14 protein-coding genes are annotated in these 14,069 nt (G+C 69.1%); 5 read left to right on the top strand and 9 right to left on the bottom strand.

Annotated features, from left to right (window positions below; genetic code table 11):
* Positions 1–143: 143 nt before the first annotated feature.
* The 4 genes from ACWF82_RS18950 to pgsA form a co-directional block, all read right to left on the bottom strand.
* Entirely contained in the window at positions 144–968 is an 825-nt protein-coding gene (locus tag ACWF82_RS18950) for a PspA/IM30 family protein (protein WP_189024145.1), read from the bottom strand.
* A gap of 195 nt (positions 969–1,163) precedes the next feature.
* Positions 1,164–1,610, bottom strand: coding sequence for a helix-turn-helix domain-containing protein (locus ACWF82_RS18945; RefSeq protein ID WP_452502776.1), 447 nt, complete (start codon positions 1,608–1,610; stop codon positions 1,164–1,166).
* Between the two features lie 91 nt (positions 1,611–1,701).
* Positions 1,702–2,193, bottom strand: a complete 492-nt coding sequence (locus ACWF82_RS18940; protein WP_452502774.1) for a CinA family protein — start codon at positions 2,191–2,193, stop codon at positions 1,702–1,704.
* A complete protein-coding gene (gene pgsA, locus ACWF82_RS18935) occupies positions 2,190–2,846 on the bottom strand; it encodes a CDP-diacylglycerol--glycerol-3-phosphate 3-phosphatidyltransferase (protein WP_452502772.1) in 657 nt (218 codons plus the stop codon). The genes ACWF82_RS18940 and pgsA overlap by 4 nt, the downstream gene beginning before the upstream one ends.
* A gap of 182 nt (positions 2,847–3,028) precedes the next feature.
* On the opposite strand from pgsA, the gene ACWF82_RS18930 reads away from it, so the two are divergent.
* Together ACWF82_RS18930 and ACWF82_RS18925 are read left to right on the top strand one after the other, a co-directional pair.
* Positions 3,029–3,595, top strand: a complete 567-nt coding sequence (locus ACWF82_RS18930; RefSeq protein WP_452502770.1) for an amino-acid N-acetyltransferase — start codon at positions 3,029–3,031, stop codon at positions 3,593–3,595.
* 37 nt (positions 3,596–3,632) lie between these two features.
* Positions 3,633–3,917 carry a YciI family protein gene (locus ACWF82_RS18925; RefSeq protein ID WP_452502768.1) on the top strand — a complete coding sequence of 95 codons (285 nt, stop codon included), beginning with the start codon at positions 3,633–3,635 and terminating at the stop codon, positions 3,915–3,917.
* Positions 3,918–3,971: 54 nt separating this feature from the next.
* Here the strand turns inward: ACWF82_RS18925 and ACWF82_RS18920 are convergent, their stop codons facing one another.
* Positions 3,972–4,952, bottom strand: coding sequence for a TerC family protein (locus ACWF82_RS18920; protein WP_452502767.1), 981 nt, complete (start codon positions 4,950–4,952; stop codon positions 3,972–3,974).
* A 449-nt stretch (positions 4,953–5,401) separates the two neighbouring features.
* Entirely contained in the window at positions 5,402–7,951 is a 2,550-nt protein-coding gene (locus ACWF82_RS18915; RefSeq protein WP_452502765.1) for a DNA translocase FtsK, read from the bottom strand.
* A gap of 295 nt (positions 7,952–8,246) precedes the next feature.
* Between ACWF82_RS18915 and ACWF82_RS18910 the strand changes: the two genes are divergently transcribed.
* Both ACWF82_RS18910 and ACWF82_RS18905 read left to right on the top strand, forming a co-directional pair.
* Positions 8,247–8,636, top strand: a complete 390-nt coding sequence (locus ACWF82_RS18910) for a DUF4189 domain-containing protein (RefSeq protein WP_379308932.1) — start codon at positions 8,247–8,249, stop codon at positions 8,634–8,636.
* Positions 8,637–8,693: 57 nt separating this feature from the next.
* Complete coding sequence (locus tag ACWF82_RS18905; RefSeq protein ID WP_452502763.1) at positions 8,694–9,245, top strand: hypothetical protein; 552 nt, start codon at positions 8,694–8,696, stop codon at positions 9,243–9,245.
* Positions 9,246–9,306: 61 nt separating this feature from the next.
* On the opposite strand, the gene ACWF82_RS18900 is transcribed toward ACWF82_RS18905, so the two are convergent.
* A complete protein-coding gene (locus tag ACWF82_RS18900) occupies positions 9,307–11,346 on the bottom strand; it encodes an RNase J family beta-CASP ribonuclease (protein WP_452502761.1) in 2,040 nt (679 codons plus the stop codon).
* Positions 11,343–12,251 (bottom strand): 4-hydroxy-tetrahydrodipicolinate synthase, encoded by a 909-nt coding sequence (gene dapA / locus ACWF82_RS18895; protein WP_379308935.1) that lies wholly within the window; start codon positions 12,249–12,251, stop codon positions 11,343–11,345. The genes ACWF82_RS18900 and dapA overlap by 4 nt, the downstream gene beginning before the upstream one ends.
* A 149-nt stretch (positions 12,252–12,400) precedes the next feature.
* On the opposite strand from dapA, the gene ACWF82_RS18890 reads away from it, so the two are divergent.
* The gene (locus ACWF82_RS18890) at positions 12,401–12,847 is read left to right on the top strand and encodes a hypothetical protein (protein ID WP_452502759.1); all 447 of its coding nucleotides are present in this window, start codon (positions 12,401–12,403) and stop codon (positions 12,845–12,847) included.
* Positions 12,848–12,857: 10 nt separating this feature from the next.
* Here ACWF82_RS18890 and ACWF82_RS18885 read toward each other — a convergent pair whose 3' ends face one another.
* Positions 12,858–14,057, bottom strand: coding sequence for a winged helix-turn-helix domain-containing protein (locus tag ACWF82_RS18885; RefSeq protein WP_452502757.1), 1,200 nt, complete (start codon positions 14,055–14,057; stop codon positions 12,858–12,860).
* Positions 14,058–14,069 lie beyond the last annotated feature (12 nt).

Raw genomic sequence — 14,069 nt, 5'->3', positions numbered from 1 at the left:
GGTGGGGGGGCCGGCCCCCCCTGGGGCCGTTGGGGGCGCCCCGGGGGACCGGGCGCGGTGGGTGGGGCGCCGAGGGCCAACCAAGGGGTCCCTGATCGCCGGGACACAAGGGGCCGCGACTCGAGCGCGCCAGCGCTCCAACATTACTGCTGTGCGGTCTGGCCCTTGTTGATCTGCGGTGCCTGGGCGGGCTGCTGCTTGGCCGGGTCGATCGCCTGTGCGTTGTTGCCGGTGGGCAGCGCGTCACCCCGCATCGAGGCGCGGATCTGCTCGAGCTTGCTGTGCCCTGCCATCTGGATGCTGGCCTGCTGGACCTCCATCATGCGACCCTGCACCGTGTTCTGCGCCAGCTCGGCGGCACCGAGCGCATTGGCGTAGCGCCGCTCGATCTTGTCGCGCACCGCGTCGAGGCTGGGGGTGGAACCGGGTGCGGACAGGGTGGAGTCCATCTGCTGCAGCGAGGCCGAGACCTGCTCCTGCATCTTGGCCTGCTCGAGCTGGCTGAGCAGCTTGGTGCGCTCGGCCACCTTCTGCTGCAGCATCATCGCGTTCTGCTCGACCGCCTTCTTGGCCTGTGCGGCGGCCTGCAGGGACTGGTCGTGCAGCACCTTGAGGTCTTCCACCGACTGCTCGGCGGTGACCAGCTGGGCGGCGAACGCCTCGGCGGCGTTGGTGTACTGGATCGCCTTCTCGGTGTCGCCCGCGGCGGCCGCCTGATCGGCCAGCGTGACGGCCTGACGGGCATTGGCGTTGAGCTTCTCGACCTCGTCGAGCTGGCGGTTCAGCTTCATCTCCAGCTGACGCTGGTTACCGATCACCGACGCCGCCTGCTGCGACAGCGCCTGATGCTGACGCTGCGCCTCCTCGATAGCCTGCTGAATCTGGACCTTCGGATCCGCATGCTCTTCGATCTTGGAGTCGAAGAGGGCCATCATGTACTTCCAGGCCTTCACGAACGGATTAGCCATCGATTGATCCCGCCTCCATCTGTGCGTCGCTCGTGCGACTGGTGGTGCGCGACCGTCACGCACCAGATATGTGCTTATCCTTCACCATGCGGCACCCGAGCCGGTGAGACCGGCCCACTCGACGCCTGATGAGAATCTATCCGTTCTCACCAGCGGTGTGCAGCGTCTCGCGCGTCCGGCACGTGGTTCGCCGCGTCACATTCCCTTCACCAGTACCAGCATCTCGGCCCTCGGCGCCGGGATGACGATGCGAGTGTCCTCGGCGATGCCGATCCGCGGGCCCTGGTCGGCCGACATACTCGCGGTGGCCTGCTCGGGCGCGGCGGCCGGTTCGGCGGCGGGCTCGGCCGCGACGGTCTCGCGCTCGGCGGCGGGGCCGGTCAGCGCGGGCTCGCACGGCGCGGAACCGTCCGCGCCGGCCATGATGGTGCTCACGTCCCACAGCACCCGCGACAGCGGCACGTCCAGTGCCTCGCAGATGGCGGCGAGCAGTTCACTGGAGGCTTCCTTGCGGCCGCGCTCCACTTCCGACAGATAGCCGAGGCTCACCCGCGCCGAGGTCGACACCTCGCGCAGCGTTCGATGCTGGGCGAGACGCGCACGCCGCAGACTGTCCCCGATTGCCTCCCGCAGCAGCGTCATCTCGTTCTCCTCCACCTCGTGTCACCGCCGTAGCGGTGCTCACCTCTTTCTGGCACAACGTCGAGCACCGGCCGGTGGTTCCCGGACGCGGTCAGTTCGTCGTCACACAGCGCAGCAACTCCCGCACCGCGCTGTGCACCGCACCGATTCTGATCGTCCACCGGTCGCCGTGCAGTTTCAACCGGACCACTTCGCTGTGACTCGGTCCGGCCAATCCGAGGTATACCGTCCCGACCGGGTGCCCGTCCTGGGAATCGGGTCCGGCGACCCCGGTCAGGCCGACACCCCAGTCCGCGCCACAGCGTTCCCGAGCGCCCACCGCGAGCTGCTCGGCGGTCGACGCGGCGACCGGCCCGTCGACCTGGAGGATGTCGTCGTCGACGCAGGCCAGCCGGTTTTTCAGGTCTGTGGCATACACGATCAGGCCACCGCGCAGGACCGTGCTCGCGCCCGGGACGCCTGCCACCGTGGCGGCCAGCAGACCCGCGGTCAGCGATTCGGCGGTGGCGACGGTCTGACCGGCCGCGGTCAGCGCCTCGACCAGTTCGGCGACCGGCGCGCCGTCGACGAGCGGATCGCTCACGAGCGGGACTCGCCGCGCCCGCGGCCCCCTGCCAGCCACACCCGGGTGGCCTGGCCGACGTAGTCCAGGCCGGTGATCACGGTCAGCGCGACGGCCGCGTACATCAGTGCCATGCCCGCGGTCGCGAAGGCGCCCGACAGCGGCAACAGCAGCAGCGCGATGGCGATGGACTGGACCAGCGTCTTGAGCTTGCCGCCGCGGCCGGCCGGGATCACGCCGCGCCGGACCACCACCAGCCGCAACAGTGTGATGCCGATCTCACGTCCGACGATGACCACGGTGATCCACCAGGGCAGATCACCCAGGATCGACAGCCCGATCAGCGCCGATCCGATCAGCGCCTTGTCCGCGATGGGGTCGGCCAGCTTGCCGAAATCGGTGACCAGGCCATATTTGCGGGCCAGTTGCCCGTCGAAGCGGTCGGTGATCGCGGCCAGTCCGAACACCGCGGCGGCGATGACCCGCCAGCGCGTGTCGTGCCCGCCGTCGGCGAACAACGCCAGCACGAACAACGGCACCAGCACGATGCGCGCGACGGTCAGCACGTTCGCGATGTTGAGCAGGGGAACCTGTGCGTCGGCGCGCTCGGGCACCGCCCGCGGTGGCGCGGTCGCCTCCCACCCGCGGTCGATCTCTTCAGGTCGCACGCTCATGCCCTGCCCTCTCGGCACTCACCGGCACTGCGCCGAAATCCACATATTTCGCCCGCGGTTTGCCCGCGCGGGTAGTGCCGTTCGATCCGGTCGTCGAGCCCGGCGCGATGCGGTGAGCGGAACGACAGGATGTGCGGCACACGTTCAGACTATCGGTAAGCGGGCCGACTACTGTGCACCCCATGACCTCACGGGGACCACTGGGTGGTTCGACCAGCGACGCGCATCCCGTCGCGCCCTCCGCGGCGCCTGTTTCCGGTGTGGTCGTCCGACGAGCCCGAACCTCCGACGTCCCCGAGATCAAGCGCCTGGTCGACGAGTACGCGGGCCGCATACTGCTGGAGAAGAACCTGGTCACCCTGTACGAGTCCGTCCAGGAATTCTGGGTCGCCGAACTCGACGGCCAGGTTGTCGGCTGCGGTGCGCTGCACGTGCTGTGGGCCGACCTGGGTGAGGTGCGCACGGTCGCCGTCGATCCGGTGGTGAAGGGCAGCGGTGTCGGTGGGGCCGTCGTCGAGCGGCTGGTCGCGGTCGCGCGCGAGCTGCAGTTGCAGCGGCTGTTCGTGCTGACCTTCGAGGTGGACTTCTTCGGCAGGCACGGTTTCGTCGAGATCGACGGCACGCCCGTCACCGCCGAGGTGTACGCCGAGATGTGCCGGTCCTACGACACCGGCGTCGCGGAGTTCCTCGACCTGAGCTACGTCAAGCCGAACACCCTCGGCAATACCCGCATGCTGCTGACTCTCTGAATTTCCGCAAAGTCCACCGCGAGAAAGTTGATCGACCGTGCCGATCTTCGCCGTCCACTACACCTACACCGAGGCCACCGCGGCCGACCGGGCGACCAACCGCCCCGAGCACCGTGGCTGGCTCAACGCGCTCGTCGACGCGGGCACGGTGCTCACCAGCGGGCCGTACCCGGACGGTACGGGCGCGCTGCTGATCTTCCGCGCCGAGGACGCGCCGTCGCTGACCACACTGCTGACCGAGGACCCGTTCGCGAAACTGGGCCTGATCGAGGCCGTGCGCGTCGTCGAATGGCTGCCGGTGATGGGCGCCTTCGCCGAGTGACCGGCCGCTGACACGGCACTGCCCGGAACCACGGTGGTTCCGGGCAGTGCGCGTTCAGGAGGAGGTGGTGTTGCGGGTCTTCAGCAGGCTCGCCACCGTGGCGACGATCAGAATGCCGATGATCACGCTCAGCGACACCGGGGTGGAGATCTCCGGCACGCTCACGTGCTCACCGCCGTTGATGAACGGCAGCGTGTTCTCGTGCAGCGCGTGCAGGACCAGCTTGAGGCCGATGAACGCCAGGATGGCGGCCAGGCCGTAGGACAGGTACACCAGGCGGTCGAGCAGGCCGCCGATGAGGAAGTACAGCTGGCGCAGGCCCATCAGCGCGAAGGCGTTGGCGGTGAACACCAGGTAGGGCTGCTCGGTGAGGCCGTAGATGGCCGGAATCGAGTCGAGGGCGAAGAGCAGGTCGGCGAAGCCGATCGCCAGCAGCGCCAGCAGCAGCGGCGTCACCACGCGTTTGCCGTCGATCCGGGTGACGAGTTTGTCGCCGTCGTACTGGTCGGTGGTCGGCAGGATTCGCTTGGCCAGCGCGACGATCCTGCTGTCGCGTTGCTGCTCGTGCTCGACCTCGTGCCCGCTCTCGCGCAGCAGGTTGATCGCGGTGTAGATCAGGAACGCGCCGAACAGGTAGAACACCCAGCTGAACGCGCTGATCGCGGCCGCGCCGACGGCGATGAACGCACCGCGCATCACCAGCGCGAGCACGATGCCGATCAGCAGCACCTTCTGCTGGTAGATCCGCGGCACGGCGAAGGTGCTCATGATGATCAGGAAGATGAACAGGTTGTCGACCGAGAGCGCCTTCTCGGTGACGAAGCCCGCGTAGTACTCCCCCGCGTAGGTGCCGCCCCATTTCCAGGCGACGAACAGGCCGAACAGCAGTGCCAGGCTGATGTAGACGGCCGACCAGAAACCGGATTCCTTGAACGTCGGTTCGTGCGGTGTCCGCACATGGGCGAAGAAGTCGAAGACGAACAAGCCGAGGATCACCAGACCGGTGATCACCCACTCGAGCGTGGTCACCTGCATGTGGTGGTCCGATCGATGAAGTTCATGCGGTCCATCATGCCCGAAATGTCCGTTTCAGTCGGCTTTGCGGAACGATTGCCCGCCATGATTTCACACACACGCGGCCTGACCTGCACCTGCCCCGGTCGGCGCGGCGGATAAATCCGTTTCGCGGCACATCCCGCGCTGCTACCGTCGACGCATCGTCGCAAGACCCCGCACCCCGAGAGGAGCCAGCCGTGAACGGATCCACCGCGCAGTACGAACGCCGTGTCGATATGCACCGGCTGCCCCTGGGTGCCGGGCTGCCGCACCGCCTTGCGGGCGTCCGCAGCGCCTGCTGACCGGCTTCACACCGGCCTGATCCAGGCACTCTCCCCACACCCGTACGCCACCGCGCCTCCGGTCCCTCCTCGTTCGTCGCCGTCTGCTTCCGGCACGGTCAGAGCAAACCAGTAACGCGCACCGACCTATTCGTCCTCGGCACCGCCGGGGTCGCCGCCCCGGATCGACCACAGCAGCCCGTCGAGCTCGTCGGGCTTGATCAGCACATCGCGCGCCTTGGACCCCTCGCTGGGGCCGACGACGCCGCGGGTCTCCATCAGGTCCATCAACCGGCCCGCCTTGGCGAAGCCGACACGCAGCTTGCGCTGCAGCATCGAGGTCGAGCCGAACTGTGAGGTGACCACGAGCTCCACGGCCTGCAACAGCACGTCCATGTCGTCGCCGATATCGGGGTCGACGTCCTTGACCTCACCGGCCTTGGCGGCGGTCACGCCCTCCTGGTACTCGGGTTCGGCCTGGGTCTTGCTGAACTCGACGACCGCGTGGATCTCCTCGTCGGAGATGAACGCGCCCTGCAGACGGGTGGGCTTGCCCGCGCCCATCGGCAGGAACAGCCCGTCGCCCATGCCGATCAGCTTCTCCGCGCCCGGCTGGTCCAGGATGACGCGCGAGTCGGTGAGCGAGGAGGTCGCGAAGGCAAGGCGCGAGGGCACATTGGTCTTGATCAGGCCGGTGACCACGTCCACCGACGGGCGCTGGGTGGCCAGCACCAGGTGGATGCCCGCCGCTCGCGCCTTCTGGGTGATCCGCACGATCGCGTCCTCGACGTCGCGCGGCGCGGTCATCATCAGGTCGGCGAGCTCGTCGACGATGGCGAGGATGTAGGGGTAGGGCCGGTAGACGCGCTCACTGCCCAGCGGCGCGGTGATCTGGCCCGATTTCACCTTCTTGTTGAAGTCGTCGATGTGGCGGACCTTGTTGGCCTGCATGTCCTGATAGCGCTGTTCCATCTCCTCGACCAGCCAGGCCAGCGCGGCGGCGGCCTTCTTCGGCTGGGTGATGATGGGCGTGATCAGGTGCGGAATGCCCTCGTACGGCGTGAGCTCCACCATCTTCGGGTCGATCAGGATCATCCTGACCTCCTCCGGGGTGGCCCGGTGCAGCAGCGAGATCAGCATCGAGTTGACGAAGCTGGACTTACCGGAACCGGTGGAACCCGCCACCAGCAGGTGCGGCATCTTGGCCAGGTTCGCCGAGACGAACTCACCCTCGATGTTCTTGCCGAGCCCGATCACCAGCGGATGGTGGTCGTTGCGGGTGTGCGGCGACTTGAGCACGTCGGCCAGGCGCACCAATTCGCGGTCGGCGTTGGGCACCTCGATACCGACCGCCGACTTGCCGGGGATCGGCGCGAGCAGACGCACGTTCTCGGTGGCGACCGCGTAGGCGAGGTTGCGGGCCAGCGCGGTGATCTTCTCGACCTTGACGCCGGGGCCCAGTTCCACCTCGTAGCGGGTGACAGTCGGGCCGCGCACGAAACCGGTGACGGCGGCATCGATCTTGAACTGCACCAGCACCTCGGTGATCGCCTCGATCATCGATTCGTTGGCGGCCGAACGCTTCTTGGGCGGATCGCCGTCGAGCAGCAGGGTCAGCGGGGGCAGTGTGTAGTCGCCGTCGACCACGCGATCGGTGACGAACTCCGGCTCCGGCGGTGCGGGCGGGGTCTGGTCGACGGCCTTGGCGGGCGGGCGTTTCCGCGCCGGTTTCGGTGCGGGTGCGGGCGGTTCGTCGACGATCGGTTTGGCATCGCGCAGCGGCGGTTCGCCGAGGGACTCGGTGAGCGCGTCGGAGCCGCCGAACTCGTCGGGCGGGTAGTTGTCGTCGGGGGTCTGGCCACGGCGGCGGGTCCGGCCGCGGTGCACCGGGAATCCGTCGGCGTCGTAGTTGGCCGGGTCGTACGGGTCGTCGTCGCCGGCGTGTTCGCCGAGACCGAAGTACTCGCGCAGGGCCGATGGCACCTCGCGCACCGTGGTCCCGGTGAGCAGCAGCACACCGAACACCATGGCCAGCAGCAGGATCGGCAACGCCAGCCACGGCGTGAGCCCCTGCCCGAGCGGACCGCCGATGGCGTAGCCGAGCGCGCCCGCCGCCCGCGAACGTCCGTTGGCGTCGGTGGGCGACCCGGCGGCCAGATGCCACACGCCCAGCGCGGGCAGCACGACGAGCAGACCGCCCAGCACCAGCCGCGGCCGGATCTCCGGATGCGGCTCGGTGCGCATGAGCAACACGGCCAGCGCGATGAACAGCAGCGGAGCCAGCCCGCCCGCCGTTCCCGCGATCGCGCGCACGACGTCTTCGAGGAAACGCCCGACCGGACCGCCCGCCGACATCCACATGGCGGCGGCGATGATCGCGCTGACCGCGATGAGCGCCAAGCCGATTCCGTCGCGCCGGTGCCCGTGCTCGATCTCGCCTGCCCGGCTCAGCGTGCGGGTGGTGGCGCCGACGCCACGGGCCAGCATGGTCCAGCCGCTGCCGACGCCGCGCCCGATCACCGCCAGCGGCGCGGTGTCCGACGCGCGCTTGACCGGCCTGCGCGCTGGTGCGGTGCGCCCGCGTGACGCCGCCGACGCTCGCGGAGTCGTCGAACGAGATCGCGCCGGCGGCGTCTGCCCCCTGCTCGATCCCGCCCGCGCCCGAGAGGTCGTGGTGCTGCGGGACTTACCTGCCATGACCATCAGGCTAGCCGCTCGAGCACCGCCCGGACCATCCGCAACACTGGTCCCACCCCGGTTGCGACCGTGATCTCACCCGGATGCGCAGGTCGCGGGGCCCCGGTCAGGGCGGGGAAATCTCGCCCGCGACCGCGTTTCGCGGTGTTGCGGCGTCTGCGCGACCTGAGCAAAACCTTTCAGATCCCTTGTGATCAGCCCGAATCCGGGCGCCGCGGGTGGCGCGGAGGACGCAACGGTCGGTACGTTGTCACCCGGTCCACCAGGTTGTGGCCAGGAATACGAGGGGAATCAAGTGAAAAGAGTTTTCACCGGCGCGGTGGTCATGACCGCGACCATCGGCGCGCTGCTGGGCGGCCACATCGCGCCGGCCCAGGCGCAGGCCAGCAACTACGGCGCGCTCGCGCTCTCGCGGAACGGCGCGTCCAGCATCACCGCCAACTACGACAGTTACGCCGAGGCCGAGTCGGCCGCCATGGCGGGTTGCCAGCGCAGCGGCGGCGGTGCGGGCTGCGACGTGAAGATGTCATGGCGCAACGGGTGTGGCGCGCTCGCCGAGTCGAGCCGCTCCTACAGCTGGGCCTCGGCGTCCTCGCTGCGGGCGGCCAAGCGCAACGCGATCAACGCCAACCGCGGCGCTGCGACCATCATCAACTGGAACTGCACTTCGGGCTACGAGCTCTAAGTCGCGCACGACCCGCCGGAAAGTCACTCCGGCGCCATATCTCAATTGGGGAGATCAGTGAACAACCGCATGTTCAAGACGGCGGCCGCCGTGGTGGCGGCCGCCGCCGCGCTCGGCTTGACCGCGTGCAGCAGCAGCGACAGCGAGACCTCCGCGGGGGCCACCTCGACCACCGCGGGCGCCGCGTTCGAGGACGGCAAGAAGGTGGAGGGCACCCAGGAGGGTGACGCGCCGATGACCACCGCCGTGCCGGTGCTGCCCGCGCCGACGGTCGACGAGCTCAACGCCCGCCTGGACAAGGCCATGGCGGGTCAGCTGACCGCCGAGGAGAAGGCGACCTTCATCGAGGACGCCGAGCGCGACCCGAACCTGGTCGACAAGTTCGTCGAGGCGGCGAAGAAGAACAACGTCAAGGCCAAGATCACCAGTGTCGGCACGCCCGCCGACGGCAAGGTGAAGGCACCCGCCGACGTCACCATCGACGGCACCCCGGTCCAGGGCGCGACCGTGGAATTCGTGGCCTCCGAGGGTGGCTGGCGCGTGTCGCACGTGTTCACCTGCAACATCGTGAAGTCGGCCAAGCTCGACTCCGCGGCCTGCCAGGCCTGACGCGAGAAGACGAAAACCGCCGGGCGACACTGTCACCCGGCGGTTTCGTGTTTCGCCTGGATCAGACGCCGATGACCGTCGGCACGATCATCGGGCGGCGGCGGTAGGTGTCGGCGACCCAGCGGCCGACCACGCGCCGCACGCCCTGGGCGATGCGGTGGGTGTCGGTGATGCCCTCACCGGCCAGCCGCAGCAGTTCGGCCTCCACCAGCTCGTTCGCGCCGCCGAGCGCGGCCGGGTCGTCGGAGAAGCCGCGCCCGTTGATCTCGGTGCTGACCGCCTTGCCGGTGGTCGCGTCGATGACGACGGTGATCGAGATGAAACCGCCCTCGCCGAGGACCAGGCGGTCCGACAGGGTCGACTCGCCGACGTCACCGACCGAGAGGCCGTCGACGTAGACGTGCCCGACCGGCACCCGGCCGACGATGGAGGCGATGCCGTCGACCAGGTCGACCACCACGCCGTCCTCGGCCAGCACGACCCGCTCCTCGGGCACGCCGGTCGCCACCGCGAGCGCGGCGTTGGCGCGCAGGTGCCGCCATTCGCCGTGCACGGGCATGGCATTGGTCGGGCGGACCGCGTTGTACAGGTACAGCAGCTCACCCGCGGAGGCGTGGCCGGAGACGTGCACCTTCGCGTTCTGCTGGGTGATGACCGTCGCGCCGAGCCGGGCCAGCCCGTTGACCACCGCGAACACCGAGTTCTCGTTGCCGGGGATCAGTGAGGAGGCCAGCACGATCAGATCGTCGGCGCGGATGTTGATCTGGCGGTGGTCGCCGCGGGCCATCCGCGCCAGCGCCGAGAGCGGCTCGCCCTGGGAGCCGGTGGAGATCAGCACCAGGCGGTTACCGGGCAGGTTCGCGGCCGCGTCCAGGTCGACGACCACGTTGTCGGGCACCGTCAGGTAGCCCAGGTCCTGCGCGATCTGCATGTTGCGCACCATCGAGCGGCCGACGAAGCAGATCTTGCGGTTGTACTTCTGCGCCACGTCGACGACCTGCTGGATGCGGTGCACGTGGCTGGCGAAGGAGGCGACGATGACGCGGTTGCGCGCCTTGCCGATGACGTTGTCGAGCACACCGCCGATCTCGCGCTCGGGGGTGACGAAGCCGGGGACCTCGGCATTGGTGGAGTCGACCAGGAACAGGTCGACACCCTCGTCGCCGAGGCGGGAGAAACCGGCCAGGTCGGTGAGGCGGCCGTCGAGCGGCAGCTGGTCGAGCTTGATGTCACCGGTGTGCAGCACCACGCCCGCCGGGGTGCGGATGGCGACCGCGATGGCGTCGGGGATCGAGTGGTTGACCGCGAAGTACTCGCACTCGAACGGGCCGTGCACGGTGGTCTCGCCCTCGGCGACCTCCATGAGCTTGGGCTGCAGCCGGTGCTCACGGCACTTGGCGGCGACCAGCGCGAGGGTGAACTTCGCGCCGATCACGGGGATGTCGGGGCGGTTGCGCAGCAGGAACGGCACCGCGCCGATGTGGTCCTCGTGACCGTGGGTGAGCACGATGGCGACGATGTCGTCCATCCGGTCCTCGATGGGCCGGAAATCGGGCAGGATCAGGTCGACGCCGGGCTGCTGGTCCTCGGGGAACAGCACACCGCAGTCGACGATCAGCAGCTTGCCGTTGTACTCGAACACGGTCATGTTGCGGCCGATTTCGCCGATGCCGCCGAGCGCGAACACGCGCAGGCCGTTCTTCGGCAGCTTCGGCGGGGTGCCGAGCCGGTCCTGAGCCGCCTTCTCGCGGGGTTCGGCGGCCGGTGCGGCGCCACGACCGCGGCCACCACCCTGACGGCCACGACCACCACCACGGGACTGCTGCTGCGGCGCCTGCTCGGCGGCGGGCTTGCTCTTGGCGCGGCGCGAACCGGCCTTCTTCGGCACGGTGACCTGTTCCTCGGCGACGCTGATCAGGTCGGTGCCCACCTCGGCCTCGCCGACCAGGTTCGCCTCGGCGACGATCTCGGCGACCGGTGTCGCGGCCGGTTCGGTCTTCTTGGGGGCGTCCTGCGGCGGCGCGACCGGAGTGGGTTCGGGCGCGCCTGCGGCGCGGCTGGCGGAACGGCGACGGGGCTTGCGAGCGGCCGGTTCGGTCATGCCGACACCCCCGCGGCCTGCAGATCCAGCGCCAGCGCGTCGAGCTGCGCCTGCGTCGGCATCAGCTGCGGCAACCGGGGTTCACCCACCTCGACACCGAGCAATCGAAGAGCTCCCTTGCACATCGCCACACCTCCCAGGCGGGTCATGGCCGCGAACAGCGGCAGCAGTGTCGCGTTGATCTCCCGTGCCCGGACCACATCACCGGCGGTGTAGGCCTGGTGGATCTCGCGCAGGCGTTCGGGCACGAGATGACCGATCACGCTGATGAATCCGGTGGCGCCGACCGAGAGCCAGGGCAGGTTGAGCCCGTCGTCACCGGAGTAGAAGGCCAGGCCGGTGGTCGCGATGAGATCGGCGCCGGAGACCAGATCGCCCTTGGCGTCCTTCACCGCGACGATGTTCGGGTGATCGGCGAGCCTGCGGATCGTGTCGATGGCGATGGGCACCACCGACCGCGGTGGAATGTCGTAGAGGGTCACCGGCAGCGAGGTGGCGTCGGCGACCGCGGTGAAGTGCGCGATCAGGCCCTCCTGCGTGGGCCGCGAGTAGTACGGGGTCACGACCAGCAGGCCGTGCGCGCCCGCGTTCTCGGCGGCGCGCGCCAGCTCGAGCGAGTGCGCGGTGTCGTAGGTGCCCGCGCCTGCGATCACGGTGGCGCGCTCGCCCACGGCGTCGACGACGGCGCGCAGCAGGTCGGACTTCTCCGATTCGGTGGTGGTCGGCGACTCACCGGTGGTGCCCGAGATGGCCAGCAGATCGACGCCGCGGTCGACCAGGCGCGCCGCCAGGGCTACACCGGCATCGATGTCGACCTTGCCCGCAGCGCTGAAGGGGGTCACCATCGCGACACCCACCGTGCCGGACGCGTGCAGCTCCGTTGGCGTCGATTCACCGTTCGTCATGGTCAGAAAGGCTACCCGGTCCCCAGTCGAGCCTCGACACCCTAGCGCCCGATCCGGCTGCCGGTGGGTGTTTTTCGCCGCCTGCCTACCCCGATGGTGACATCATCTACCCCCTTGCGTGATGTCAGATATGACAGCACACTGATGTCATGGATCTGAACGCTCATACCGCGCGGCTGCGCGAGGAACTGATCGCCGCCGCTGCCCTCGGCGACGAGAAAACGCAGGCCACCGCCGCCGCCCTGGCCGCGGCGGTGGAGAGTTCGAGCCGGCTCGTGCTGCTCTCGGCGCTGTCGGAACTGGCCGCCGAGATCAGCACCGAGCTCGGCGACCGCACCGTGCACGTCCGCCTCGACGGCACCGACGCGGTGGCCGACGTGCGCAAGAACACGCCGTCGGGCGCCGAGGAACCACCGACCTTCGAGGAGATGACCGGCGACATCAGCCGGGTCACCCTGCGCCTGGTCGAACAGCTCAAGTCCAAGGCCGAGGAGGCGGCGGCACAGAACGGGCAGTCGCTCAACTCCTGGCTCTCGGGCGCGGTCACCGGCGCGCTGCGTGATCAGATGCGCGGCCAGGGCCCGAAGGGCTGGTAACCGGACCCGCTCACAGCAGCGGCGCGAGGTCGCCGCGCTCGCCGACGACGACATCGTCGAGTTCGAGCCAGTCCGCCATCTCCCGCAGCGCGGCGCGCAACGCGTGCGCGGTCTCGGCGGTGGCGTAGCCGGGTTCGGCGAACGCGCCGGGTGCGAGCAGCCTGCCGCTGCCGCGCTCGGCGCGCAGGTCGACGCGGCCGACCAGGCGGCCGTCGAGCAGGAACGGGAAGACGTAATAGCCGTGCACCCGTTTGGGTTCGGGCGTGTAGATCTCGATGCGGTAGTGGAAGTCGAAGATCCGCTGGGTGCGCGGCCGGAAGAAGATCAGTGGATCGAACGGGCACAGCAGGGCGGCGCCGGTGATCTTGCGCGGTGCGCTCGCCTCGGGGTGCAGGTAGGCCGGTGCGTCCCAGCCGTCGACGTCGACCGGGATCAGTTCGCCCACGTCGACGAGGTCGGCGATCGCGTGGGCGCTCTGGCGGCGGTTCAGGCGGTAGTAGTCGCGTAGGTCGGTCTCGGTGCCGATGCCGAGCGCGCGGCTGGAGCGGCGGATCAGTTCGCGGACGGCGTCGCCTTCGGTGACCTCACGGTCGCGGACGTCGGCCGGGACGACACGTTCGGTGAGGTCGTAGAGGCGGGTGAAACCGGCCCGGCGCGCGATGGACAGCTCCCCCGCGGCGAAGAGCTGCTCACAGATCATCTTGGTGTCGCTGAGGTTCCACCAGGTGCCTTTGGGGCGCGGCTTGTCCAGTTCCAGATGACGTTCGATCTCGCCCGCGCTCGCGGCGCCGACCTCGGTGACGACATCGAGGATGTCCTTGCCCAGGGTCGGGTTCCGCTCGACGACCTTGCGCATGCCCGCCCAGCGCCCGTTCCGGTATTCGGCCATGCGCCAGCGCATCAGCGGCCAGTCCGCGACCGGGATGAGCGCGGCCTCGTGCGCCCAGTACTCGACCAGGCCGCGGCGAGCCCGCGGGCTGTCGCTCCACGCCGCGCCCTCGAGGACGCTGCGGTCGTAGGGGCCGATCCGGCTGAACACCGGCGCGTAATGCGCGCGCACCACCGCCGACACCGAATCCAGTTGCAGCAGACGGGTTCTGGCGACGACATCGAGTACCGCCCGTCGATTCGGCTTGGCCGGTCGGCGTTTTCCGAAACCCTGCGCGGCCAGCGCGATCCGCCGGGCCGTCGCCGCATTCATCCGCTGCATCTGCTCAGCCTG

This window comes from Nocardia sp. NPDC055053 (assembly GCF_053608285.1).
The sequence above is the reverse complement of the archived record's forward strand: the minus strand, read 5'-3'. Positions and strand labels throughout refer to the sequence as shown.